General features: G+C 66.1%; 25 protein-coding genes. 15 read left to right on the top strand and 10 right to left on the bottom strand.

Annotation, left to right across the window (positions count from 1 at the left end; all coding sequences use genetic code 11):
• Positions 1 to 165: 165 nt before the first annotated feature.
• The 12 genes from EDE12_RS07865 to EDE12_RS07810 all read left to right on the top strand — a co-directional run bounded on the left by EDE12_RS07865 (position 166) and on the right by EDE12_RS07810 (position 9526).
• Positions 166 to 627 carry a hypothetical protein gene (locus EDE12_RS07865; RefSeq protein WP_064032922.1) on the top strand — a complete coding sequence of 154 codons (462 nt, stop codon included), beginning with the start codon at positions 166 to 168 and terminating at the stop codon, positions 625 to 627.
• An 81-nt stretch (positions 628 to 708) separates the two neighbouring features.
• Positions 709 to 969 (top strand): hypothetical protein, encoded by a 261-nt coding sequence (locus tag EDE12_RS07860; RefSeq protein WP_024879080.1) that lies wholly within the window; start codon positions 709 to 711, stop codon positions 967 to 969.
• Positions 970 to 1349: 380 nt separating this feature from the next.
• Positions 1350 to 2828 carry a methyl-accepting chemotaxis protein gene (locus EDE12_RS07855; protein WP_026598003.1) on the top strand — a complete coding sequence of 493 codons (1479 nt, stop codon included), beginning with the start codon at positions 1350 to 1352 and terminating at the stop codon, positions 2826 to 2828.
• Between the two features lie 2 nt (positions 2829 to 2830).
• Positions 2831 to 3301 carry a chemotaxis protein CheW gene (locus EDE12_RS07850; protein WP_024879078.1) on the top strand — a complete coding sequence of 157 codons (471 nt, stop codon included), beginning with the start codon at positions 2831 to 2833 and terminating at the stop codon, positions 3299 to 3301.
• A gap of 43 nt (positions 3302 to 3344) precedes the next feature.
• Positions 3345 to 3623: an STAS domain-containing protein gene (locus EDE12_RS07845; RefSeq protein WP_024879077.1), complete on the top strand. Its 279-nt coding sequence runs from the start codon at positions 3345 to 3347 to the stop codon at positions 3621 to 3623.
• Positions 3620 to 3985: a response regulator gene (locus tag EDE12_RS07840; protein ID WP_024879076.1), complete on the top strand. Its 366-nt coding sequence runs from the start codon at positions 3620 to 3622 to the stop codon at positions 3983 to 3985. Before EDE12_RS07845 ends, EDE12_RS07840 begins: the two co-directional genes overlap by 4 nt.
• Before the next feature lie 36 nt (positions 3986 to 4021).
• A complete protein-coding gene (locus EDE12_RS07835) occupies positions 4022 to 6178 on the top strand; it encodes a chemotaxis protein CheA (RefSeq protein ID WP_036290258.1) in 2157 nt (718 codons plus the stop codon).
• 71 nt (positions 6179 to 6249) lie between these two features.
• Positions 6250 to 7128, top strand: coding sequence for a protein-glutamate O-methyltransferase (locus EDE12_RS07830; RefSeq protein ID WP_026598002.1), 879 nt, complete (start codon positions 6250 to 6252; stop codon positions 7126 to 7128).
• A gap of 1 nt (position 7129) precedes the next feature.
• Positions 7130 to 8188, top strand: coding sequence for a chemotaxis response regulator protein-glutamate methylesterase (locus EDE12_RS07825; RefSeq protein WP_026598001.1), 1059 nt, complete (start codon positions 7130 to 7132; stop codon positions 8186 to 8188).
• Positions 8189 to 8205: 17 nt separating this feature from the next.
• Positions 8206 to 8595, top strand: a complete 390-nt coding sequence (locus EDE12_RS07820) for a response regulator (RefSeq protein WP_018264542.1) — start codon at positions 8206 to 8208, stop codon at positions 8593 to 8595.
• A gap of 5 nt (positions 8596 to 8600) precedes the next feature.
• Positions 8601 to 9137, top strand: coding sequence for a chemotaxis protein CheD (locus tag EDE12_RS07815; protein WP_024879072.1), 537 nt, complete (start codon positions 8601 to 8603; stop codon positions 9135 to 9137).
• The gene (locus EDE12_RS07810; RefSeq protein WP_024879071.1) at positions 9137 to 9526 is read left to right on the top strand and encodes a hypothetical protein; all 390 of its coding nucleotides are present in this window, start codon (positions 9137 to 9139) and stop codon (positions 9524 to 9526) included. The genes EDE12_RS07815 and EDE12_RS07810 overlap by 1 nt, the downstream gene beginning before the upstream one ends.
• Before the next feature lie 15 nt (positions 9527 to 9541).
• On the opposite strand, the gene EDE12_RS07805 is transcribed toward EDE12_RS07810, so the two are convergent.
• The 9 genes from EDE12_RS07805 to EDE12_RS07765 form a co-directional block, all read right to left on the bottom strand.
• Positions 9542 to 9919, bottom strand: a complete 378-nt coding sequence (locus EDE12_RS07805) for a hypothetical protein (protein ID WP_134188030.1) — start codon at positions 9917 to 9919, stop codon at positions 9542 to 9544.
• Positions 9920 to 10040: 121 nt separating this feature from the next.
• Positions 10041 to 10415 (bottom strand): hypothetical protein, encoded by a 375-nt coding sequence (locus EDE12_RS07800; RefSeq protein WP_245275709.1) that lies wholly within the window; start codon positions 10413 to 10415, stop codon positions 10041 to 10043.
• A gap of 12 nt (positions 10416 to 10427) precedes the next feature.
• A complete protein-coding gene (locus tag EDE12_RS07795; protein WP_051592356.1) occupies positions 10428 to 11849 on the bottom strand; it encodes a methyl-accepting chemotaxis protein in 1422 nt (473 codons plus the stop codon).
• Positions 11850 to 12061: 212 nt separating this feature from the next.
• The gene (locus EDE12_RS07790) at positions 12062 to 12679 is read right to left on the bottom strand and encodes a DsbE family thiol:disulfide interchange protein (RefSeq protein ID WP_024879067.1); all 618 of its coding nucleotides are present in this window, start codon (positions 12677 to 12679) and stop codon (positions 12062 to 12064) included.
• The gene (gene ccmD, locus EDE12_RS07785) at positions 12676 to 12837 is read right to left on the bottom strand and encodes a heme exporter protein CcmD (RefSeq protein ID WP_026597999.1); all 162 of its coding nucleotides are present in this window, start codon (positions 12835 to 12837) and stop codon (positions 12676 to 12678) included. The genes EDE12_RS07790 and ccmD overlap by 4 nt, the downstream gene beginning before the upstream one ends.
• Positions 12834 to 13607, bottom strand: coding sequence for a heme ABC transporter permease (locus EDE12_RS07780; RefSeq protein WP_026597998.1), 774 nt, complete (start codon positions 13605 to 13607; stop codon positions 12834 to 12836). The genes ccmD and EDE12_RS07780 overlap by 4 nt, the downstream gene beginning before the upstream one ends.
• Positions 13608 to 13682: 75 nt before the next feature.
• Positions 13683 to 15035: a S41 family peptidase gene (locus EDE12_RS07775; protein WP_024879064.1), complete on the bottom strand. Its 1353-nt coding sequence runs from the start codon at positions 15033 to 15035 to the stop codon at positions 13683 to 13685.
• A complete protein-coding gene (locus tag EDE12_RS07770; RefSeq protein WP_245267233.1) occupies positions 15032 to 16459 on the bottom strand; it encodes a peptidoglycan DD-metalloendopeptidase family protein in 1428 nt (475 codons plus the stop codon). Before EDE12_RS07770 ends, EDE12_RS07775 begins: the two co-directional genes overlap by 4 nt.
• Before the next feature lie 238 nt (positions 16460 to 16697).
• Entirely contained in the window at positions 16698 to 18140 is a 1443-nt protein-coding gene (locus EDE12_RS07765) for a hypothetical protein (RefSeq protein ID WP_026597996.1), read from the bottom strand.
• On the opposite strand from EDE12_RS07765, the gene EDE12_RS07760 reads away from it, so the two are divergent.
• Positions 18139 to 18936 (top strand): hypothetical protein, encoded by a 798-nt coding sequence (locus EDE12_RS07760; protein ID WP_024879061.1) that lies wholly within the window; start codon positions 18139 to 18141, stop codon positions 18934 to 18936. The two genes, EDE12_RS07765 and EDE12_RS07760, sit on opposite strands and share 2 nt — an antisense overlap.
• A 25-nt stretch (positions 18937 to 18961) precedes the next feature.
• Positions 18962 to 19324 (top strand): MmcQ/YjbR family DNA-binding protein, encoded by a 363-nt coding sequence (locus EDE12_RS07755; RefSeq protein ID WP_024879060.1) that lies wholly within the window; start codon positions 18962 to 18964, stop codon positions 19322 to 19324.
• 46 nt (positions 19325 to 19370) lie between these two features.
• Here EDE12_RS07755 and dnaN read toward each other — a convergent pair whose 3' ends face one another.
• Positions 19371 to 20489: a DNA polymerase III subunit beta gene (dnaN, locus tag EDE12_RS07750; RefSeq protein WP_024879059.1), complete on the bottom strand. Its 1119-nt coding sequence runs from the start codon at positions 20487 to 20489 to the stop codon at positions 19371 to 19373.
• Positions 20490 to 20731: 242 nt separating this feature from the next.
• Between dnaN and EDE12_RS07745 the strand changes: the two genes are divergently transcribed.
• On the top strand, positions 20732 to 22978 hold the full coding sequence (locus tag EDE12_RS07745) for a penicillin-binding protein 1A (protein ID WP_026597995.1): 2247 nt from the start codon (positions 20732 to 20734) through the stop codon (positions 22976 to 22978).
• The last annotated feature ends 103 nt before the right edge of the window (positions 22979 to 23081 follow it).

Raw genomic sequence — 23081 nt, 5'->3', positions numbered from 1 at the left:
GGATTAGAAGTCTCCAGGCTTGCGTGAGGCTGTCGACTGCGCGCGAATGAAGCTTTCGGTGAAAACGGTTAACCTTGAAATAATATCGCGCTCCTATCTTTGACACGCCGACGAGAGGCTCGACTTCTCGAAATGTTCGGCGCGATCGATAGAGGGGCGTTGGAGTTGACGAGACGAGATGCGATCAAGCCGCTTTTGAACGGCATGAAGGCGCGGGACATGGGCGCGGGCGCCTGGCTTCGCTCGGTCACGTCGCGCATGCTTCCGCGCGAGGGCGTGGTCACTTATTCTGTCGTCGTGGAGGAGCCGCCGTCGTTCATCGAGCGTCGTCGAGAGGCGCGGCGTCCGGTGCATTTGCAGTCCGGCAAGATCCTCGACGGCGGCGAGCGCTTCCTGACGGAGTTTCTCTATAAGAACAAGACTGGCGGCGGCATCAGGCTGCGCCTCGCGCAGCGTGTGCCGCTGCCGCGCTCCATCATTCTCTACGACGATCAGCAAGGGGCTCTGCTGTCCGCCAATGTGATATGGCAGAATGGCGTCGACGCCGGCTGTCGAATGAAGGGCCGCTGGCCGCACAATGAGAAATTGCTCCTGCGGATGAGCGGCCCGTACTATTCACTTCAATGAGTAGCGCGGGATCGGCGCAAGGCTCGCACCAGATTTGATTACTAAATTCTTAACGACCCGCCGTTCCTGGGAGACCCCACAATGCACCCGATCAATGAATTGAAGCAGCTTCGCGAGCAGATGATCGAACAGCTCACGCAGATTCCCGAGTATCAGGCGTTGAAGGCCATGGAGCGGTTCATCGGCGAGCTGTCGAGCATCTATGACAGCTCCAACGGTCAAGCGAGCGAGTCTCCCATGCACAAGCCGACAGTGTCGGCGCTCGACAATCGTCACAAGAGCGACATTGGGGCCTCTTCCCCGCGCGTCACGCCTTATATTCCCGCGCATCGCGTGGCCTGATCCAGGCGTGGAGCGATGCGCCTATTCTTCGGCGCAGCGGCGTGTCCATTGTCTCGAATCACGGCGTCCGCCCGCGGCGGGCGCCTCTATTGCCCGCTAATGAAGATTTAACCGCCCATCGCTAGGCTCGAAGCATATCGGGTTGACCGTTCAAACGTCGGTCAAAAGCATGAAGCTGCCTCGATATGCCGGCGATCCGGCATGTCCCCGTGGGGGCGCCTCCTTCCGCACGATCAGTCGAACCAACGCGACGCCGCTCTCTGCGCGAGAGCCCTGCGCGCGTGACGGGACCTCGCGTCCTTTCGCCTGCCTCAGTGATCGCGAGGTCGTCCGCCGTGGCGGAACCCGATCTTCGTTACATCAGCAGCGGGGGCAGAGCGGTGAAAACATACGCGACACTTCTTGCGCCCGTCATCGGGATCGCGGTCGGACCGCTCCTATCCCTCGGTCCGCATCTGCTGCAAGGCGGAGCCTCCTTCGATCCATTATGGGGAGCCGCCGGAGCGAGCGTCTCGCTCATCGGCGCGATCGCCGCCTATCGCGTAATCTCGAGCCGCGTGTCTCGCCCGGCGACGTCTCTCGTCGCGACGCTCGATCGCATTCGCAATGGCGATCTCGAGACTCCGGTGGTGAAAAGCGGCAAGAGCGGCGAGCTGAGCGCCGTCTTCGACGCGCTGGAAAATCTTCGCGCCACATTGCAGAGCGATGTCCGTCGTCGCGCCGACGCCGCGAGCGCGGAGCAGCGCGCGGCGGCCCAGCGCCGCGCATCGCAGGACGCCGAGTCGCGCGGCTATGTCGAGGCGCACGAATTCTTCATGAAGTCCTTCACGGAAGGGCTGGAGCGGCTCGCGGCCGGAAATCTGAAGCACAGGCTGAACGATCCTTTCTCGTCCGATTACGAGAAGATTCGGCATTGCTACAATGTCGCGCTCGACAAGCTGCGCGGCGCCTTCGCGGATATGCTCGGCCATATCGACGGCCTCACCTCACGGACCGGCGAGATCGCGGGAGCGGCGGATGCGCTGGCGCAGCGCACGGAGCAGCAGGCGGCGAGCCTCGAGCAGACGTCCGCGGCGCTCGAGGAGATCACCGCGACAGTTCACAAGACGTCGGATGGCGCGCAGCGCGCAGCCGGCGTCGTCTCAGAGGCGCAGGCCGACGCGACGCGCAGCAGCGAGATCGTGCGCAATGCGATCGAGGCGATGGGGCGCATCGAGACCTCCTCGCGCCAAATCGGGCAGATCATCGGCGTGATCGACGAGATCGCCTTTCAGACCAATCTTCTCGCGCTCAATGCAGGAGTCGAGGCCGCGCGCGCGGGTGAGGCGGGACGCGGCTTCGCCGTCGTCGCCTCCGAGGTGCGCGCGCTCGCGCAGCGCTCGGCGGAAGCCGCGCGCGAGATCAAAAGCCTCATCTCGACATCCTCCTCGCAAGTCGAGGATGGCGTGGCGCTGGTCGCGCAGACCGGCAAGTCGCTCGGTCGTATCGTCGACCAGGTGGTCGAGGCGAACAAGGTGGTGGTCGAGATCGCCAATGGCGCGCGCGAGCAGGCGACCGGCCTCGCCGAGGTCAACACGGCCGTCGCGCAAATGGATCAGTTCACGCAGCAGAACGCCGCAATGGTCGAGGAGACGACCGCCGCGAGCCATGGCTTGAAGAGCGACATCGAGCGGCTGGCTACATCCGTCGCCGCCTTCGATCTCGGCGAGCGTGGCGAGGCCGCGGCTTTCGCGCCCAAGCGGCAAAAGCCGCTTTCGACGAACAAAGCGCCGCCGCAGCCGCGGCGCGTCACGACGCGTGGCGGCGCGCTTCCGAAAGAGCAGCCTGCGCAGGTCGAGGAAGGCTGGGAGGAGTTCTGATCATGGCCGAGACGATTTCCCGCGTGGCGACGAGTGAGGCGAAGGAGTTCATCGCCTTTCACATCGGCGCCCAGACATTCTGCATCGACATAATGGCGGTGCGCGAAATTCGCGGCTGGACGCCGGCGACGCCATTGCCGCATGCGCCGACTTTCGTGCGCGGCGTCATCAATCTGCGCGGCGCCGTGCTGCCGGTCATCGATCTCGCCACGCGCCTCGGACTGATGCAGAGCGAGCCGACGGCGCGTCATGCGGTCATCGTCGTGCAATCGGCCGGACAGGTCGTCGGCCTCCTCGTCGATGCGGTGTCGAATATTTTGACGCTGACGCAGGACGCGATTCAGCCGACGCCGGAGGTCGCCTCCGAGATCGCGCGGACATTCGTGAAGGGAGTCGTCGCCGCGGGCGACGAGATGATCAGCGTGCTGACCATCCAGAATCTGTTGCCGGAGCCGGTTCTCGACGCGGCTTGAGCCATAGCCTCGCCCTCCCCCGCAACGACATAGAGACGAGCCGATGGTCACTGTCAGCCTACCCGAGATCCTCGACATTCGCGCGGCCTCTCCGCTCGCCACGGAGCTTCTGCAAGCGCGCGGCAATCCGCTGATGATCGACGCCTCGAGCGTCGCCAAGGTCGGCGCGCAATGCATCCAAGTCCTGCTGTCCGCGCATGCGACCTGGACGGCGGATGGATTGCCCCTGAATGTCGTCCATCCGTCCGAGCCTCTCCTCGACGCCCTGGAGACGCTCGGCATTCCCTTCACCGATATTTCCGAACAGGAAAGCACGAAATGAGCAAGACTATTCTGACCGTCGACGATTCCCGAACCATGCGCGAGATGCTGATGCTCGCACTGTCCGACGCCGGCTTCAGCGTCGTGCAGGCCGAAGACGGAGTGCATGGGCTGGAAGTGCTCGAGAAGGCGACGCCCGATGTGATCGTCACCGACATCAACATGCCGCGCATGGATGGCTTCGGCTTCATCGAAGGCGTGCGCCGGCACGAGAAGCATCGCGGCGTGCCGATTCTGGTGCTGACGACAGAGAGCGACGGCGAGAAGAAGGACCGCGCGCGCCGCGCCGGCGCCACGGGCTGGATCGTCAAGCCGTTCAATCCCGTGAAGCTCGTGGACGCGATTCGCCGCGTGGCTGTGTAAAGCGTAGCGTTGCAAGGGAGATCGCCCGTGGATCCGATGGCCGCCATCAAGCAGACATTCTTTCAAGAATGTGAGGAGCAGCTCGTCGAGCTGGAGAGCGGGCTGCTCCGAATGGAGGATGGAGACGACGACCTCGAAACCGTCAACGCCGTGTTTCGCGCCGTTCACTCGATCAAGGGGGGCGCGGGCGCATTCGGCTTCGACGAGCTCGTGGAATTCGTCCATGTCTTCGAGACCACGCTCGATCTCATAAGATCCGCCAAGCTCGCCGCGACGCCGGCCGTCACCAAGACGCTGCTGCGCGCTTCCGACGTGCTCGCCGATCTCGTTCGCGCCGCGCGTGAAGACGGCAGCGCCGACGCCGGCGCGGTGAAGGTCATCGCGGACGAGCTCAGCGCTCTGCTCGGCGGCGCCCCGCGACATGGCGACGATGATGGCAAGGTCAGCGTCGAGGCGCTCGATTTCCAGCCGGTCTGCATCTCGCTCGATTCGATCTTCGACATCGGCGAGCCGGAGGCGCCGGCGACGCAGGATTTCATCGTTCGGTTCAAGCCGAGCGCAGGGCTCTACGCCAAGGCCAACGAGTCGCTGCGCCTGCTGCGCGAGCTCGGCAGCCTCGGCGAGATGAGCGTCGAATGCGACATATCGGAGATCCCGCAGCTGACGGAGCTCGATCCGGAAGGCGCCTATCTGTGCTGGACGATTCGTCTGACGACGACCGCTTCCGAAGCGGAGGTGCGCGAGGTGTTCGAGTTCGTCGAATGGGATTGCGAGCTATCGGTCGAGACGGCCGATGTCGGCAAGCTGCTCGAGGCTCTGCAGGAGTCGCTCGAGCCGCATGAGGCGCCCGAGGCGCCCGTCGCCGTCGCGGAGCCCAAGCAGACGAGCGTCGCCATCGATCCCGCGCCGGCGTCCTTCGCCGCGCCGAGCGACGAGCATCCTGCCGCAGCTAAGGCGGAATCGGCGAAGGGCGAAGGCTCTGGCTCCGTGCAGGCGACGATCCGCGTCGATCTCGATCGCGTCGATCGCCTCATCAATCTCGTCGGCGAGCTGGTCATCAATCAGGCGATGCTGTCGCAGCGCGTTTCGGAGGCTGGCCTCTCGCGCGCCTCCTCTGTCGTGATCGGCCTCGACGAGCTCGAGCAGCTGACGCGCGACATTCAAGACAGCGTGATGGCGATTCGCGCGCAGCCGGTGAAGCCGGTGTTCCAACGCATGTCGCGCACGGTGCGCGAGGTCGCGTCGATGACCGGAAAAGCCGTGCGCCTCGTCATGGACGGCGAGACGACCGAGGTCGACAAGACCGTCATCGAGCGCCTGACCGATCCGCTCACCCATATGATCCGCAACGCCGTCGATCACGGCATCGAGAAGGCGGAAGACAGGATCGCCGCCGGCAAGCCGGAGGAAGGCTCGCTGCGACTTTCGGCGACGCATCGCTCGGGGCGTATCGTCATAGAGGTCGCCGACGACGGCGCGGGCATCAATCGCGCGCGCGTGCGGCAGATCGCGGTCTCCAAGGGGCTCATACCGGCGGAAGCCAATCTCACCGACGATGAGATCGACAATCTCATCTTCCTGCCCGGCTTCTCCACCGCCTCCTCCGTCTCCAACATCTCCGGGCGCGGCGTCGGCATGGATGTGGTCAAGCGCGCGATTCAGGCGCTCGGCGGCCGCATCTCCATCTCCTCCGTTCCCGGCCGCGGCTCCACCTTCTCGATGAGCCTGCCGCTCACCCTCGCGGTTCTCGACGGCATGGTCGTCACTGTCGGCGGACAGACGCTGGTCATTCCGCTGACGGCGATCATCGAGACGCTGCAGCCCAAGAAGGAGAGCGTGCACGAGCTCGGCACCGGCTCGCGCGTGATCGCCACCCGTAACACTTTCACGCCGCTGATCGATGTCGGGGCCGTGCTGCTCTATCGTGACGAGCCGATCGAGCCGACGTCGCAAGTCGCGCTTCTCGTCGAGTCCGAGAGCGGCGCCAAATGCGCGCTGCTCGTCGATGCGATCCAGGGTCAGCGCCAGGTCGTCATCAAGAGCCTCGAGACCAATTACGGCCATGTGCATGGCATCGCCGCCGCGACGATCCTCGGCGACGGCCGCGTCGCTCTCATTCTCGACGTCGATGCGATCGTCGCGCGGCCACGCGCCGATATGATCGTCGCGGAAATGCCGGCGGCGGCGGAATAGGCCGCCTCGACGCCAACATCGCGCCCCGCCTCGCGTGGGGCGCCACTCCAGATAGAATCGCAAGCAGCCGAATGAAAACCCGCCACCTCGCCACGGCTCCGCTCGTCCCTGGGGAATTTCTGCTGACGCAGGATGATTTCCGGCGCATCGCCTCGATCCTGCACGAGGACGCCGGCATCTATCTTCCGGACTCGAAAGCCACGCTCGTCTATTCGCGTCTGGCCAAGCGGCTGCGCAGCCTCGGCCTCGAGAGCTTCCGCGACTATTGCGCGCTCATCGTCAGCGCGGATGGCGTCGATGAGCGGCAGAAGATGATGGCGGCGCTCACCACAAATGTGACGCGCTTCTTCCGCGAGCCGCATCACTTCAAGCATCTCGAGGAGAATGTGCTGGCCAAGCACGCCGCCGCCGTGCGCAAGGGCGCTCGGCTGCGCATCTGGTCGGCGGCCTGCTCCAACGGCCAGGAGCCCTATTCGATCGCCATGTCGATCCTCTCCGTCATACCGGACGCGGCCGATCTCGACGTCAAGGTTCTCGCCACCGATATCGATCCGAACATGGTCGCCGCCGGCGCCAATGGCGTCTATGGCCGCGAGATCATGGAAGCGGTGCCGCCGCATCTGCGCAGCCGCTGGTTCACGCCGCTCGGCGGCGGCCGCGACGAATGGGGCGTGACGGAGGAGCTCGCCTCGCTCGTCTCCTTCCGCGAGCTCAATCTCATCGGCCATTGGCCGATGAGCGGCCGCTTCGATGCGATCTTCTGCCGAAACGTGGTGATCTATTTCGAGGAGAAGACGCAAGAGAACATATGGAGCCGCTTCGTTCCTCTCCTCAATCCGGAGGGGCGTCTCTACATCGGCCATTCCGAGCGCGTGTCCGGCGCGGCCACATCCGCCTTCGAATATGACGGCGTCACCACTTATCGGCTTCGTTCCAGAGGAATTTCGTAAGATGCCTGTTCGTGTGCTGATCGTCGACGATTCCGCAACCATGCGCGGCCTCATCGCAGCGACCCTCTGTCGTGATCCCGCCATCTCGGTCGTCGGCGAGGCCGCCGATCCGCTGGAGGCGCGCCAGGCCATCAAGACGCTCGATCCCGATGTGGTGACGCTCGACGTCGAGATGCCGAACATGAACGGGCTCGAATTTCTCGAGAAGATCATGCGGCTGCGTCCGACGCGCGTGATCATGGTCTCCACCATGACGGAGCGCGGCGCTTCGACGACGATCAAGGCGCTCGAGATCGGCGCCTTCGATTGCGTCGCCAAGCCGTCGTCCAAGGATCCGCGCTCTTTCGACGAGCTGCCCGCGAAGATCAAGGCGATCGCCGCCTCGCCCATCGGCCGCCACGAGCCGCTGCGCGGCGAGCCGATCCGCGTCGAGCCCGCCGCGGCGGCGCGACGCGAGGCGCCGACAGCCACGTCGCGCTATGCGCCGGACGGACGTCTCGTCGCCATCGGCTCCTCCACCGGAGGCGTCGAGGCGCTGCTCACCATTCTCTCGCATTTTCCGGAAAATTGTCCGCCGACCATCGTCACCCAGCACATGCCGCCGGTGTTCACGGCGAGCTTCGCCGCGCGGCTCGACCGCATGTGCAAGCCGCAGGTCGCCGAGGCCACGGATGGCGCGCCGATCCTGCCCGGCCGCGTCTATCTCGCGCCCGGCGGCGCCGCGCATCTCGAGGTGGTGAAAAGCGCCGGCGGATACCGTTGCCGCCTCACCAATGCGGAAGCGGTGAACGGGCATCGTCCGTCGGTGGATGTCCTGTTCAATTCGGTCGCACAGAGCGCGGGTCGCAACGCGCTCGGCGTGATCCTCACCGGCATGGGCCGCGATGGCGCGCAAGGCCTGCTGGCCATGCGCAAGATCGGCGCGGAGACGATCGGCCAGGACGAAGCGAGCTCGCTCGTCTACGGCATGCCGAAAGCGGCCTTCGAGATCGGCGGCGTCGGCAAGCAGCTCACGCTGCAGCGCATCGCCGCCCATATCCTCACTTCGACGAACCAGTAACAGTACGGGGGAATTCCATGTCCATCGCCGACCAGTTGAGAGTCTTGATCGTGGACGACACGAGCACGAGCCGGATGCTCATTCGCGACGGTCTCGAGGAACTCGGCGTTCGCAACATTTTTTTTGCCGGCGACGGCGAGCAGGCCCTGCAATTCATGATGGCCACTCCCGCGCATCTCGTCATTTCCGACTTCAACATGCCCAAGCTCGACGGGCTCGGCCTGCTGAAGGCGATCCGCAATTACAATCCGACCAAGAAAGTCCCCTTCATCATGCTCACGGGACGCGCCGACAAGGCGCTGCTCGAGAATGCGGTGAAGCTCGGCGTCAACAACTTCCTCACCAAGCCCTTCACCGTTCCGGCTCTCAAAAAAGCGCTCGAAGCGATCATCGGCAAAATCGCGTGACGCAAATGAACGCAGCCATGAAACGAGTCCACATCATCCAAGGCGAGTATCGGGTGGTCGACGATCCCACCACCGTCCTCGCGACGGTGCTCGGCTCCTGTGTCGCCGCTTGCCTCCGCGACGCCGGCGCCGGCGTCGGAGGGATGAACCACTTCCTGCTGCCCGGCGACTTCACCTCGTCGCGCAATGGCGAGGCCGAGCGTTACGGCGTGCATCTCATGGAGCTGCTCGTCAACGGCCTACTGAAGAAAGGCGCGCGCCGCGACCGTCTCGAAGGGAAGCTGTTCGGCGGCGCGCGCATGATGGAAGGCCTCTCGGACATTGGCGCGCGCAACGCCGAATTCGCGAAGCGCTTTCTGAGGAACGAAGGCATTCGCCTCGTCGCCGAGCATCTCGGCGGCGACAGAGGGCGGCGCGTCGAATACGAGCCCGTGTCCGGACGCGCGCGGCAGAGCCTTCTCTCCGGTCCGACGCCGCACGCCGCTCCGGCGCCGGTCGTCATGCCGAAGCTGCCGGCCGCGGGCTCACTGGAGCTGTTCTGATGACGGAGCCGAAGACGACCTCGCCCTGCGGCGCGCATGAGCGATCCCAACCGCTGGTCGAGGTCCTCTCGCGGCTGGCCGCAGAGCTGCGCAACGCGGCCAAGGAGACGGACCGCCTTCATTGCCTGGTCGACGGCGTCGAATGGAGCAATGTGGAGGAGAAGCACGAGCTCATCCACTCGGCGCAGGCGATCGACTCGATCGAGCAGACGCTCTCGGGACTATCGGATTTCGTCTGCGCGCTCGCAGAGCTGGCGCCGGCAGATTGGCAGGTCTGCGGCGGCGCGGCGGCGCGCAGCGTCAAGCTCGCGGAGCTGGCGGCGCGCCTCGGCGATCATGACGACGACGGGCGAACGGATCACCCCGCCGGCGAGCTGGAATTCTTCTGAGCGCCGATCGCGCGCTCATTCATCGTCGGCGAGCAGATCGCGCAGCTTGCGGCTCTTCGCCCATTGCGCCGCATCCTCGGCGGCGTTCTTGAACGCGGCGACGTCGACGGGCTCATGCGCGCGTTCGGAGGCCGTCTCCATCAGCCCTGCGGCGACGGACAGCAGCACGGTCGTCGCCGCGCGCAGGAAGGTCGCCGCGTCTCCCTTGGCGTCGTCCACCTCGGCCAGCAAGCGATTGGCGGCGCCGCGCAGCTCGTAATCGAGCGTCTCCAAATCACGACGCAGCTGCGGCGTGAGCTCGCGGCATTCGGCGATAGAAATAGGTCCAAGTCCGCCCTGGGAGGGCGACCCTGCGTCACCGCCCGGCGAGGACGGTGGATCGACACGCGTCACGGCGACCTCCAAACGCTGACCTGCGACAGCCGCTCTCTTCGAGCCCTATAGCAAGGCCCCACCATAATCAATCCACGGGACAACCCGTCGTTGCGGCGACGCCGCCGATTCGCGTCTTGCGTCATCGGAAGTCCGGCCCGCAGCGCTGCGCGTCCATCTGCGCGTTGACGGCGTGCAGCTCGCCTTTGAGCCGCGCGATCTGCGGCTCGCGATCGTCGCCGAAGGGCGTGCCCATCGGCGTCGGAACGCCGAGCGTGCGCATGCGATCGTCCGCGGCGAGCTGGTCCTGCGCCGAGCCGGCGAAGATCAGCGCCTGCGAGATGCGGGCGCGCCGCGCCACGAGATGCGCGCAATCGGTCCCGACGAAGAGCGCAGGATCGACCGGCGCGGGCTCTATGTCCCATGTTGTCTTGGCGCAGGCCGAAAGGCCGAGCGCGGCCGCCAGCGCCAAGACGGCGCGGCGCGGAAGGATGCGGGTGAATTGCTTCGCTCTCATTGTCATGCGCGTTCAAAAATCCGTCCAGGCTCTGCTGCGACGGTCGCTCGCGCCGAGCCGCCGGTCGGGCGCTCCGACACGGCGCGGCTCGTAGAAGCTTTCGCCGCCCGAGGCGACGAGGCGCGGCCCGGCCGCGCGCGCGGCGGCGTCGAGATCGCGGGCGATGCGGAAGCGCGAGACCAGCTCGATCAGCCGCCGCGTCTTCTCGCTCAGCCCATGGCTGACGGCGGTGGTCTGCTCCGCCATTGCAGCGTTCTGCTGCGTGATCATATCCATCTGGCGGACGGTGCCATTCACCTCGTTCAGCGCCGCGGCCTGCTGGCGCGCGCGATCGGCGATCTCCGCCACCACGCCATTGACGCGGGCGATCTCCTCGACGATATGCGACAAGGCTTCGCCCGTATCGCCGACGAGCGAGACGCCGCGGCCGATCTGCGCGTTGGAGACCGAGATCAATGTGTCGATCTCCTTGGCGGCCTTGGCGCTGCGGCGCGCGAGATCGCGAATCTCCGCCGCCACCACGGCGAAGCCGCGTCCCGCCTCGCCGGCGCGGGCCGCTTCCACCCCCGCATTCAGCGCAAGAAGATTCGTCTGCGTCGCGATCGAGTCGATGACGCCGATGATCTGCGCGATCTTCTTCGACGATTGCTCGATATCGCCCATGGCGCCGATGGCCTGCCGCACGATGCCGCCGCTCGCCTGCGCCTCCGAGCTCATATTGGAGACGATCTGCCGCGCATTGCCGGCGTCCTCGGCGGTCCGTGTGACCGTCTCGGTGATCTGCGCGAGCGCGGCCGCCGTCTCCTCGAGATTGGAGGCCTGGCTCTCCGTGCGCCGCGACAGATCATCGGCCGCGGCGACGGTCTCCTGCATGCCGGAGCCCAGCAGCCGCGTGCTGTCGGCCATCTCGCCGATCGCTTCCGACAATTGGCCGACAGCGGTGTTGAAATCCGTCTGCAGCCGGCGATAGGAGCCGGGAACCTCGTCGGTCAACCGATAGGTCAAATCCTTCTCGGCGACCTTGGCCAGACCGTCGCCGAGCAGTTGGACGATGCGCGCCTGAGTGGCGTTGGCCTCGGCGATCAGATGCTCATCGGCGCGATGCGCGAGGATGACCTGCCGAAGATTCACGAAAGCGTCGGCGAGGCGCCGCACGCTCTCGGAACAGTCTTCGATCTCGAGCCGATAGGAAGTGTCGCCATCAGCGAGGTGGCGGACCGCCTCGGTCACGGCGACGAGCGGCCGGACAATGCGCGTGCGCACGGCCACGGCGCCGAGAATGCAGAGAAGCGCGATGAGGACCGGCCCGACGAAGAGCGCCGCCAATCTCGGATCGCGCGTCGTGTCCAGGCCGCCGGCGAACAGAAGCCAGCTCACGACGGCCTGCGCGAATGCGATGGCGGCGATGATGGACAGCAGCACGGCCGACCGCATTCGCAACCCCGTCGGAACAATAGCGCGCAAGCCGATCACCCTTTTAATTTGCGCCTATCCGCAAGCAATAATTCGCGACGCGCCGGAAGCGCGCGCAGACGCGGCCGATCGACCGCCCGCCCCGCGCGACGAGGCCCGGACGACTGAGAATCCTGAACCGCCGCCAGAAGCTAAAATGGCTCAGCCGACGTTAAGTTAAGGTTAATAGAAACCTACTTCTGCGCGTCGGCGAGCGCTGCGGCGCGCGTATTGGCGAGCGCCTTCTCGATCTCGGGAAGCAAGGTCTCTTCCAGAGCCTGCCGGGTCAAAGGCCCGACGAACTTATAGGCGATGGCGCCGTCGCCACGGATGATGAAAGTCTCCGGCACGCCGTAGACGCCGAAGTCGATCGCGACGCGTCCGGGAAGATCGACGCCGACCGCCACGAAGGGATTGCCGACCTCGGCGAGGAAGCGCAGCGAATTGGCCGGCTCGTCCTTATAGGCGAGGCCGACGAGCGCGACGCCCTTTTGCGCGAGCGCTGGATCCTTGGCGAGGGCGAGCAATTGCGCATGCTCCGCCCGGCAGGGCGAGCACCAGGAGGCGAAGACATTGACGACGCTGACGCGGCCCTTGCGCAGATCGTCGCCGGAAAGGCCGCCGACGCCCGCGAGCCCCGGCAAAGCGGGAAGCGTAAATTGCGGCGCCTGCTTGCCGATGAGCGCCGAAGGCAGGCGCGAGGCGTCGCCCGAGAACAGCCGCACGAGAAAGAGACCGGCGAGCGCCGCAAAGACGGCGAGCGGCAGGAATAGCGCCAGACGGCTGCGCGGCGCGGACTCCTCGGCGCTCATAGCGCCTCCCCTCTCTCGCCGGAGCCGTTCTTCTCGAGCCGCGCGAGCTCGGCGGCAAGGCGTCTATGCTCCAGCAGAATGCGAAAGGCCATGATGAGGATGGTGGCGGCGGTCAGGCCATAGGCCAGCAGAATATAGCCCCAATGCTCGTCAGTCATTGCGCCGGCTCCAGCAATTGTCCAGAAGCGCCGCCCTCTTCTCCGGCGGCGGCGACCTGCAGCGCCAGCCGCGCGACGCGGCGGCGCAAAATCTCATTGCGGATCGCCATCAGATGCAGCGCGAGGAACAGCGCCGTCGCGCCGAGCGCCATGATCAGCAGCGGCCACAGCATGGAGCCGGCGATGGTCGGCCCGCCGGCGCGCAGCACAGAGGCCGGCTGATGCAGCGTGTTCCACCAATCGACCGAGAATTTGATGATCGGAATATCGACGAAGCCGACCAGAGTCATGATCGCCGCTATGCGCGCCCCGCGCGGGGAGTCTTCCATCGTCTGGCGCAGCGCGATGAGGCCGAGATAGAGCAGGAAGAGGATCAGCATGGAGGTGAGACGCGCGTCCCACACCCAATAGGTCCCCCACATGGGCTTGCCCCACAGCGAGCCGGTCACGAGGCAGATGAAGGTGAAGGCGGCGCCCAGCGTCGCGGCGGTCTTCTGCGCGGCGTCGGCCAGCGGATGGCGCCAGACCAGCACGCCGAGCGAGGCGGAGGTCATGACCATGTAGGCGAACATGGCGAGCCAGGCGGCCGGCACATGAATATACATGATCTTGACCGTCTCGCCCTGCTGATAATCGGCCGGCGAGACGAAGAAGACGAGATAGAGGCCCAGCCCCAGGAGCAGCGCGCTCGCGGCGCCCAGCCAGGGCAGGACGCGCTGCGTCAGCCGCAGGAACACGGCGGGATTGGCTAAGGACGAGAACGCGATCATGACGGCCTGCCGAACGAAACGCGACGGGCGGAGAGGGAAACGCCCTCTCCGCCCAGTCGATCAGTTGGAAGTCGATCAGTTAGAAGCCTTGGGCTTCGACGAATCGGACGGCTTCGACTGCTCGGCGGCGCTCTGCGGCTTGAACTTGCCGTGCAGAATCTCGACCGCCGCGATCAGCTGCTTGTCCTTCTTCGCGTCCGGCGGCACATAGGCCTGCGAGCCGCTCTTCTCGTCCTCGCCATTCTTCAGATGGCCCTTGAGCGAGGCCTCGCCCTTGGTGTCGTCCTTGCCCTTCAGCTCGTCCGGCACGTCCTGCAGCAGCGTGATGTCCGGATCGATGCCCTTGGCCTGGATCGAGCGGCCGGACGGCGTGTAGTAACGCGCCGTGGTCAGGCGCAGCGCGCCATTATTGCCGCCGAGCGGGATGATGGTCTGCACCGAGCCCTTGCCGAAGGAGCGCGTGCCGAGAATGGTCGCGCGCTTATGGTCCTGCAGCGCGCCGGCGACGATCTCCGACGCAGAGGCCGAGCCGCCATTGATGAGCACCACCACCGGCTTGCCACGCGAGATGTCGCCGGCCGCCCGCGCATTGTAGCGCTGCGTCTCATCGGCCGTGCGGCCGCGCGTCGAGACAATCTCGCCATGGTCGATGAAGCTGTTGACCACCTGGATCGACTGGTCGAGCAATCCGCCCGGATTATTGCGCAGATCGACGATATAGCCCTTGAGCTTGTCGCCCGGCATGTCCTGCTGGAACTTGTGGATCGCGGTGCGCAGCCCGTCCGAGGTCTCCTCGTTGAACTGGGAGATGCGGATATAGCCGATATCCTCGTCCTCCTTATGCGAGCGCACGGATTTGATATGGATCTCGGCCCGCGTGAGCTTGACCTCGATCTTCTCCTTGTCCTTGCCGCGCAGGATGGTTAGCTTCACCGGCGTGTTGATCTGGCCGCGCATCTTGTCGACGGCCTGATTGAGGGAGAGGCCCTGCACATTGTCGTCGTCGATGGCGAAGATGAGATCGCCGGACATGACGCCCGCCTTGGACGCGGGCGTGTCGTCGATCGGCGTCACGACCTTCACCAGGCCGTCCTCCTGCGTCACCTCTATGCCGAGGCCGCCGAACTTGCCCTCGGTCTGCGTCCGCATGTCCTTGAAGCCCTTGGCGTCGAGGTAGCTCGAATGCGGATCGAGCGAGGTGAGCATGCCGTTGATCGCCGATTCGACGAGCTTCTGCTCGTCGGGCCTCTCGACATAATCGGCGCGCACCTTGTCGAAGACATCGCCGAAGAGGCTCAGATTTTTGTACGTATCGGCGGCGGCGGCGAAGGCCGGGGAGCCGATCAACACGCGCGCATTCTGTCCGAGCGTGGCGCATCCCGCCCCGATGACGATTCCCGTTATGATCAATGAGGCCTTGCGCATCATCCGCCAACCTTCTGAAGTTCCGGCTTCGCCCACCATGGGCCCGGATCGATGGACGTTCCGTCCTTGCGAAACTCTACATAGAGAATGGGCTGTTTCGCGCCGATAGCAATGGCCGCCGCAGTCCTGACGGCGCCGCCGCCCATGTTCGCCACCGGCTCGCCGGCGAGGACGAATTGCCCGACGGCGACGGAGATCTGGTCCATTCCAGCCAAGGTGACATAATAGCCGCCGCCGGCGTTGATGATCAAGAGTTGACCATAGGATCGGTAGCGCCCCGCGAAAACCACCCAGCCGTCGCAGGGCGCGGCCACGATCGCGTTTTCACGCGCCGCTATGGACACGCCCTTCTCGGTCGCGCCCTGGCCGTCCGAGGCGCCGAAGCGCTTGACGATGCTCCCCGCCGAAGGCAGCGCCAATCGACCTTTCAGATCGGCGAAGGCGACGGCTGGAGCGAGACGGGCGGGGTCCTTGAACGGCGCCGCCAGCGCCTTGGCGCGACTGTCCAGCGACATTGCGGCGTCGGCCGCGGCGCGCTCGGCGTCGGCCCGCCGCGCCGCTTCCGCCGCGCGCTTGGCCGCCTCCACCTCGCTCTCCATGCGGGCGACCAGCTCTTTCAGACTCGTCGCCTTGGAGGCCAGATTACGCGCCCGCTCGGCCTCGAAATCCAGCGCGCTCTGCGCCAGCATCAGCGCCTTCTGCCGCGTCTCCACCAGAGCGGAGAGACGGACGCGCTCCTCCTTCAAATGCTCGAGCTCGGCGATGAGGCTCGTCCTCTCCGCCTCTATGCGCCCGCGTAGCGCGATGAGATCGGAGAGATCGGTCTTGAGCGTCTCCACCTCGGCGCGCATCTGCGGCAGCACGGAGCCGAGCAGCATGGCGGCGCGAATGCTCTCCAGAATATCCTCGGGCTTGGCCAGCAGCGCCGGCGGCGGCTTGCGCCCCATGCGCTGCAGCACGAGCAGCACCTCGCCGATCAGCGCGCGGCGACTGGCGAGCGATTTGACCAGCGCCTGCTCGCTCCGCACCGAGGCCTCGAGCTTGGCGCTCACATCCTCGACGCGCTTCTCCAGCACGCCGACCCGCTGAACCGCATCGACCAGCGCGGCGTTGAATTTGGCGCGGTCGGCGCGCAGCGTCTCGATTTCCGTCTCGATCTTGCGGCGGCTCTCGGCGGAGACGGTGATCGTCTCCTCGAGGCTGCGCAGCTCCGAGCGTTTTCCCGAAATATCGGGGGAGTCCGGATTATCGGCGGCGTCTCGCGTCTCGACGACCGGAGTCGGCTTCAACGTCGTCGTCGCTATGGCGCCGCGAAGATGCTCCGCCCGCGCGGGATTTGCGACGGCCGTCAGCGCGAGACAAAGGGCGGGAAGATAGACGGCGGGAAAGCAGGCGCCCGACTCCCAACGCTCCGCTCTCCGTCGCATAATCCCGCCGCTCGCCTCATGCCTCATGAACGGCGTCCGCTCCGCCCGCAACTCTTTGCGCCCGCCGGAAGCCGGCGTGCGAATCTCGCTGCAGTTTGGCTATTCAATAGCGTCCACATTGCGGCGAAGCCGGCGCCTAGAGCGCTATCCGATCCCCAATTGGATCGGATAGCGCTCTATATTCTTTTGTTGGAAGCGAATTCTGATCGATCGAACGATTCCGTTCGATCGGAAAGCGCTATCGGCGCGGCGACAGCAGGAAATCGACGCCGCTCCCGCTTTCGCCCTCCGGCGCGCCCTTGGCGACCGGCTTGCCGCTCTCGCCGGCGACGGAGAGACGCCCGCGCTCGACGCCCATGCGGCTAAGATAATCGACGACGCGGGCGGCGCGATCGCGCGCCTTCTCCCGCGCGGCGCGATCGCCGCCCTCGGCCCGCACGCGCACATCGACCTCGGTCTGCGGGCAGCGCTGCAGCAGGCCGACCGCCTTGTCCAGCGCCCCGGTCGCGCCGCGCCGCACGCCAGCGCCATGCTTGGCGAAGCGCACCGGCTCGCTGGCGAGAGCGGCGCTCAGCGCCTTCTGGCAAGTGGGAAGGTCCAGTTCGCCGCTGGCCGGAACCGCGGCGCTCGGCTCCTCCCCTGCCGCCGGCTTCGGCAAATTGGGCGCCTTGGCAAGGTCTGAAGGCTTGGCGCCATCCGAAGGCTTGGCGGCCTCCGAAGGGTTGGCGACCTCCGATGGCTTGACGGTTTCCGATGGCTTGGCGAATTCGGACGGCTCGACCGGCGCCGAAGGCTTGCCCGTCTCCGCCTTTCTGCCGGCTTCATATTTCTTGCCGGCTTCCACCGCGCCGGCAGGCTCGGAGGGCTGCGCGGATATGGAGGGCCGCGCCAGCTCCGGCGCGGCGGCGGATGGCGTCGAAGGCGCCGGCTTCACCCCTCCCCGCCCCTGCTCCTTCGGCTCGAGCGTTAGCTTAGGCGCCACGGCGGAGCCGCCATTGGACGATCGCGGCTGGCCATTCTGCGCCGGTCCGGCGACGCCATTGGGCGCGGGCGCCGGTGCGGGCTCCGTCGGCGACTGCTCGCCCTCTCGGGCCGCGCGCCGCGCAATGGCGGCGTTCTCGTAATTCTTGGCGGCCGCGCCGGTGAGCGCGTCCACATCGGCGATTCCCCGCACGCCGGGGATATGCGCGATCTCTTCCGCCGCCACGGCGCGATTTGGCGCATTGCGCGGCAGCAGAACATCGCGGCCGGCGACGTCGAGATAGGCGGGATCGCCGCCGATCTTCTCGATCGCGCTCGCCGCCTTGCGCCGCAAATCCTGCTCCATCGAGCGGCCGGCCAGAAAGCCGGCGGCGATCCAGATCAGCGCCAAAGGAATGAGACCGAGCGCCCAGCCCTCATTATCCCGAAGCGAATGCCTCCCGATCAGCGCGCCGACCACCGCGCCGAGGAGAAAAGCGGGAAACAGCAGCAGCGCCGTCTCCAGCCAGAAGCCGGAGCGTCCCGGCAGCAGCCCGAGCATCGCCACCGGCGCGCCCGCGGCGAAAGCGAGGGCGAACCACACCAGCCAGCCGGCGACCGGTCCACGCTCGGAGCGCCGGGCTATAGAGAGCGCCGTCGCAACGCCGACCGCGAAGGCCGAGACGCCCCAGGCCCAGAAATGCGTGAGGAGATATGTCATGGCGCTCGCATGGTCCGGCCTGCGCGGCGAGATTGCGTCACGGCCCTATCTTTGGCAAGGCTCGGGCTTTCATCAGGAGACGCGCGTGACGCGGACATTTTCTTTTTCCCTTCTGCTCGTCGCGGCGCTCGCCGCCGCGCCGGCCGCGGCGCTCGATGCGGGCGGCGCGGCGCAGGGGCAAATCCTTCCCGTGGAGCGGACGCCCTTTCATGTGCCGGCCTTCCGCAATGAGACGGTCGCCATGCTGAATGTGCTGCTGCCGCCGCATCGCGTCGCGCCCTATCACGAGCATTCGCGCGATTTCGCCTATGTGGTGGTGCGCGAGAGCCCGACCCTCGTCCAGAATTGGGGCGACCCCGCGCCCACGTCGATCCGTTGGCCCCGCGGCGCGGTGGGCTTCGGGGCTTTTTCCAAACAGAGCCTCACTCACAGAGCGGAAAATGTCGGGGATGCGCCGCTGAGCATCGTCGGCTTCGAACTTTTGCAAAAGACGCCGCTCGGCCGTGCGCCCTCGGAGCGTCCCGCCGGCTTTATGCAGATCATCGACAATGAGCGCCTACGCGGCTGGCGCCTCTCGCTGAAGCCGGGAGAGACCACACCCGCCTTCACGCAGAGCGCGGCCGGCGTGCGGATCGTGGTGGAAGGCGGCGAGCTGATCGAGATGGACGCCGCCGGCGCCGGGCAGAACATGGCCTTGCAGCCGGGCGATTTCCAATGGCGCGACGCCGGCCCCGCCCGCGCGCTGCGCAACGCCGGCGCGACGACGATAGAGATGGTGGAATTCGAGGTGAAGTGACGAGGCCCCCAGAAAGTCGGCGCACATGACATATGACGATTACAACGCGTTCTGCGGCGCATTGCCGGCGGCCAGCCATGTGGTGCAATGGGGCGGCTCGCATGTCTGGAAGGTCGGCGGGAAGGTTTTCGCGATCGGCGGCTGGGACGAAGGCCAGCCGCGCTTCACCTTCAAGGTCGGCGACGTCGCCTATGAGATGCTCAAGGAGCAACCCGGCCTGCGTCCCGCGCCCTATCTCGCCTCCCGCGGCTTGAAATGGATACAGCATTTCGCGGAGCCGGGCCTCTCGGACGCCGAGCTGCGCGTCTACATCCGCGAATCGTATTCGATCGTCTCGCGAGGGCTCCCACGGAAGAAGCGCGTCGAGCTCGGCCTGGACAACGCCTGAAATCTCGCAACCGTCGAGAGCCGCTTCCCCTCCGCCCGCGCGGACCTCACACCCGCATCGGCATCAGCACATAGAGCGCGCTCGCGCCGTCGCGGTCCTGGATCAGCGTCGGCGAGCCGGGATCGGCGAGGCGGAACAGCGCCGTGTCGCTGTCGAGCTGATCGGCGATATCGAGCAGATAGCGGGAGTTGAAGCCGATATCGATCGGCGGGCCGTCGTAATCGGCCTCGATCTCCTCCACCGCCGAGCCCTGGTCGGGATTGGTGACAGAAAGCACCAGCTTTCCTTCCGAGAGCGCCAGCTTCACCGCGCGGCCGCGCTCCGATGAAATGGTGGAGACGCGATCCACCGCCTCGCGGAACACGCCGCGCTCGACGGTGAGGCGCTTGTCGTTGTTGGCCGGAATGACACGGCCATAGTCCGGGAAAGTGCCGTCGATGAGCTTGGTCGTCAGCACGGTCTCGCCGAAGGAGAAGCGCATCTTATTGGCGGAGAGCTCGATCGCCACCGCGCCCTCGGCGTCCTCGACGAGGCGCAGCACCTCGGCGACCGCCTTGCGCGGCAGGATCACGCCCGGCATTCCCGCCGAGCCGGCCGGCGCCGGCAGCTCGACCCGCGCCAGACGATGGCCGTCCGTCGCCACGGCGCGCAGCAGCTGATGGCCTTCCACCTCGGTCGAATGCAGGAAGATGCCGTTCAGATAATAGCGCGTCTCCTCGCTGGAGATGGCGAATTGCGTCTTTAAAATCAGCTTCTTGAGGTCAGCCGGCGCAAGCGAGAAGCTGTGCGAGAACTCGCCCGAGGTGACATCGGGAAAATCGCTCTCCGGCAGGCTCTGCAGATTGAAGCGCGAGCGGCCCGAGCGCAGCGTGAGCTGGCCCTGCTCGCCGGTTCCCTCGATCGAGACCTGCGCGCCCTCCGGCAGCTTGCGGACAATATCATAAAGAGTATGGGCCGGCAGAGTGGTGGCGCTCGGCTGGCCGACGTCGGCGGGGACCTTCTCGGTGATCTCGAGATCGAGATCGGTCGCCTTGAGCATCAGCGTGCCCGCCGTGGCGTCGATGAGCACATTGGCGAGGATCGGAATTGTCGTGCGCCGCTCCACCACACGGTGAACATGGCCGAGGGCGCGCAGCAGCGCCGCTCTCTCGATGGTGACTTTCATTGCGCTCGATCCGTGCCGCGTTTTTCATACCAAGGGCGGGATTTTCGCAAGCCGCGACGGATAGCGCAAGACCTGCAGGAGGATCGACGGCGCTCTGTGCATAAGTTCCTATTGCGGCGAAGCGTGTCGCCCTCGCCTTCTTTGCTTAACCGGCCCTTAAATCGACAGCATTACAGCTAGTGTCGGCGTCGACCGCGCGCATGGCGCCGCGGCGCAGAGGAAACCCGAGGCGGCGGACCCCTATGGCGCGCGAGAAACAACGCCGCGAACCGCGTTTCGACGGCGACGGGAACGGCGAGCTTCGCGCCGACCCGCGAGAGGATCGCATGGCGAAACCCAAACGCAAAGGCACGAGCGCATCGGGCAAAAGCGCGCAGCCGCCGGAGGACGATCCGGGCGACGCTCCGCCGCCGCGCGCCGCCAAGCCGAAAAAGTCCAAGCGGGGCGGTGGCTTCGGCCTCGGCGGGCTGGTCTATTGGGGCGCCGTGCTCTCCATCTGGGGCGTGATCGGCGTCGGCGGCGTCTTTGTCTATCATGCGGCGCAGCTGCCGCCGATCGACACTCTGGCGGTGCCCAAGCGCCCGCCCAATATCGCCATTCTGGCGGCGAATGGCGAATTGCTGGCCAATCGCGGCGACACGGGCGGGGCGGCGGTGCGGCTCGGCGATCTGCCGCCCTATCTGCCCAAGGCCTTCGTCGCCATAGAGGATCGGCGCTTCTATTCCCATTGGGGCGTCGATCCCATCGGCATCGCCCGCGCGCTGACGCGCAATGTCACCGGCCGCGGCGGCATGCAGGGCGGCTCGACGCTCACCCAGCAGCTCGCCAAGAATTTGTTCCTCACCCAGGAGCGCACCATCACGCGCAAGATCCAGGAGGCGATCCTCGCCCTCTGGCTCGAGCATAAATATTCCAAGGACCAGATTCTCGAGCTCTACCTCAACCGCGTCTATTTCGGCTCCGGCGCCTATGGCGTGGAGGCGGCGGCGCAGCGCTATTTCGGCCATGGCGCGAACCAGGTGACGCTGGCCGAGGCGGCCGTTCTCGCCGGCCTGATGAAGGCGCCGAGCAAGCTGGCGCCGGACCGCAATCCGGAAGGGGCGACCGAGCGCGCGGCGCAGGTGGTGACTGCGATGGCGCAGGAAGGCCATATCACCGAGGCGATGGCCAAGCTCGCCCTCGGCCGCCCGGCCGTCGCGCATCGGGAGCGCGGCGCGGGCTCCATAAATTACGCGGCCGATTATGTGATGGACATGCTCGACGACACGATCGGCGCCATCGACCAGGACATTGTCGTGACGACGACGCTGGATCGTAAGCTCCAGGAGGTCGGCGAGAAATCGATCGCCGAGGAGCTGGACAAGAAGGGCGACAAATTCGGCGTCAGCCAGGGCGCGCTGGTGGCGCTCGATCCCAATGGCGCCATTCGCGCGTTGGTCGGCGGCCGCAATTACGCCGAGAGCCAGTTCGACCGCGCCGTTTCCGCCAAGCGGCAGCCGGGTTCGGCCTTCAAGCCTTTCGTCTATCTCGCCGGGCTCGAGCATGGCCTCACGCCGGACACGGTGCGCGAGGACGGGCCGATCAATGTGAAAGGCTGGCAGCCGGAGAATTACAGCCACGAATATTTCGGCCCGGTCACGCTCACCAAGGCGCTGGCGCTGTCGCTCAATACAGTGGCGGTGCGCGTCGGCCTCGAGGTGGGGCCGAAAACGGTGGTGAAGACCGCGCATCGGCTCGGCGTCGCTTCCGAGCTGCAGCCCAACGCCTCCATATCGCTCGGCACGTCGGAGGTGACGCCGCTCGAGCTGGTCACGGCCTATGCGCCCTTCGCCAATGGCGGCGTCGGCGTGCAGCCGCATATCATCGTCAAAGTGCGCACCGCCGGCGGCAAGCAGCTCTATTTCCGCAAGGGCTCCAGCAATGGCCGCGTGATCGAGCCGCAATATGTGGCGATGATGAACACGATGATGGAGGAGACGCTCTCCACCGGCACGGCGCGCAAGGCGGAGCTGCCGGGCTGGCGCGCCGCCGGCAAGACCGGCACCAGCCAGGATTTCCGCGACGCCTGGTTTGTCGGTTACACGCCACATCTGGTCGCCGGCGTCTGGCTCGGCAATGACGACAATTCGCCGACGAAGAAGGTCTCGGGCGGCAATCTGCCGGTCGAGGTCTGGAGCCGCTTCATGAAGGCCGCGCACCAGGGCGTGCCGGTCGCGGCGCTGCCCTCCGGCTCCTGGCGCTCGCCCGCCACGGCGGAGAGCGCCTCGCCGATCGCGCCCTTGCTCGATTTCTTCTCCTCCGATCCCGAGCCGCCAAAGCCCTCGCGTCGCCGCCAGGCCCGCGACGAGGAGGACGACAGCGCCACCGGCTCGGTCCATGGGGTCGAGGCGCTGCTGCCGCCGGCCGACATTCCGAACCAGACCCCGGCGCGCCGGCGCGGCCCTTCACGGGAGGAGAAGAACATTTTCGAGAAATTATTCGGCGGCTGAGACTTATGATCTCCTGAAATTGTGAGACGCGCGGCACGACAATTGCGACGCTCGGGATGAGAACCTGTCCCGCATGTCGCTTTTGTCGCAAAAGCGGCGTGCA

Source organism: Methylosinus sp. sav-2, assembly GCF_004366495.1.
In the GTDB taxonomy this organism is placed as follows: Bacteria; Pseudomonadota; Alphaproteobacteria; order Rhizobiales; family Beijerinckiaceae; genus Methylosinus.
The sequence above is the reverse complement of the archived record's forward strand: the minus strand, read 5'-3'. Positions and strand labels throughout refer to the sequence as shown.

Excerpts from the sequence above, each read along its gene's own strand:
- EDE12_RS07860 (WP_024879080.1), top strand. The coding sequence starts at position 709 with ATGCACCCGATCAATGAATTGAAGCAGCTTCGCGAGCAGATGATCGAA.
- EDE12_RS07850 (WP_024879078.1), top strand. The coding sequence starts at position 2,831 with ATGGCCGAGACGATTTCCCGCGTGGCGACGAGTGAGGCGAAGGAGTTC.
- EDE12_RS07845 (WP_024879077.1), top strand. The coding sequence starts at position 3,345 with ATGGTCACTGTCAGCCTACCCGAGATCCTCGACATTCGCGCGGCCTCT.
- EDE12_RS07840 (WP_024879076.1), top strand. The coding sequence starts at position 3,620 with ATGAGCAAGACTATTCTGACCGTCGACGATTCCCGAACCATGCGCGAG.
- EDE12_RS07835 (WP_036290258.1), top strand. The coding sequence starts at position 4,022 with ATGGCCGCCATCAAGCAGACATTCTTTCAAGAATGTGAGGAGCAGCTC.
- EDE12_RS07830 (WP_026598002.1), top strand. The coding sequence starts at position 6,250 with ATGAAAACCCGCCACCTCGCCACGGCTCCGCTCGTCCCTGGGGAATTT.
- EDE12_RS07825 (WP_026598001.1), top strand. The coding sequence starts at position 7,130 with ATGCCTGTTCGTGTGCTGATCGTCGACGATTCCGCAACCATGCGCGGC.
- EDE12_RS07820 (WP_018264542.1), top strand. The coding sequence starts at position 8,206 with ATGTCCATCGCCGACCAGTTGAGAGTCTTGATCGTGGACGACACGAGC.
- EDE12_RS07815 (WP_024879072.1), top strand. The coding sequence starts at position 8,601 with ATGAACGCAGCCATGAAACGAGTCCACATCATCCAAGGCGAGTATCGG.
- EDE12_RS07810 (WP_024879071.1), top strand. The coding sequence starts at position 9,137 with ATGACGGAGCCGAAGACGACCTCGCCCTGCGGCGCGCATGAGCGATCC.
- EDE12_RS07800 (WP_245275709.1), bottom strand. The coding sequence starts at position 10,415 with ATGAGAGCGAAGCAATTCACCCGCATCCTTCCGCGCCGCGCCGTCTTG.
- EDE12_RS07795 (WP_051592356.1), bottom strand. The coding sequence starts at position 11,849 with ATGCGGTCGGCCGTGCTGCTGTCCATCATCGCCGCCATCGCATTCGCG.
- EDE12_RS07790 (WP_024879067.1), bottom strand. The coding sequence starts at position 12,679 with ATGAGCGCCGAGGAGTCCGCGCCGCGCAGCCGTCTGGCGCTATTCCTG.
- ccmD (WP_026597999.1), bottom strand. The coding sequence starts at position 12,837 with ATGACTGACGAGCATTGGGGCTATATTCTGCTGGCCTATGGCCTGACC.
- EDE12_RS07780 (WP_026597998.1), bottom strand. The coding sequence starts at position 13,607 with ATGATCGCGTTCTCGTCCTTAGCCAATCCCGCCGTGTTCCTGCGGCTG.
- EDE12_RS07775 (WP_024879064.1), bottom strand. The coding sequence starts at position 15,035 with ATGATGCGCAAGGCCTCATTGATCATAACGGGAATCGTCATCGGGGCG.
- EDE12_RS07770 (WP_245267233.1), bottom strand. The coding sequence starts at position 16,459 with ATGCGACGGAGAGCGGAGCGTTGGGAGTCGGGCGCCTGCTTTCCCGCC.
- EDE12_RS07760 (WP_024879061.1), top strand. The coding sequence starts at position 18,139 with ATGGCGCTCGCATGGTCCGGCCTGCGCGGCGAGATTGCGTCACGGCCC.
- EDE12_RS07765 (WP_026597996.1), bottom strand. The coding sequence starts at position 18,140 with ATGACATATCTCCTCACGCATTTCTGGGCCTGGGGCGTCTCGGCCTTC.
- EDE12_RS07755 (WP_024879060.1), top strand. The coding sequence starts at position 18,962 with ATGACATATGACGATTACAACGCGTTCTGCGGCGCATTGCCGGCGGCC.
- dnaN (WP_024879059.1), bottom strand. The coding sequence starts at position 20,489 with ATGAAAGTCACCATCGAGAGAGCGGCGCTGCTGCGCGCCCTCGGCCAT.
- EDE12_RS07745 (WP_026597995.1), top strand. The coding sequence starts at position 20,732 with ATGGCGCGCGAGAAACAACGCCGCGAACCGCGTTTCGACGGCGACGGG.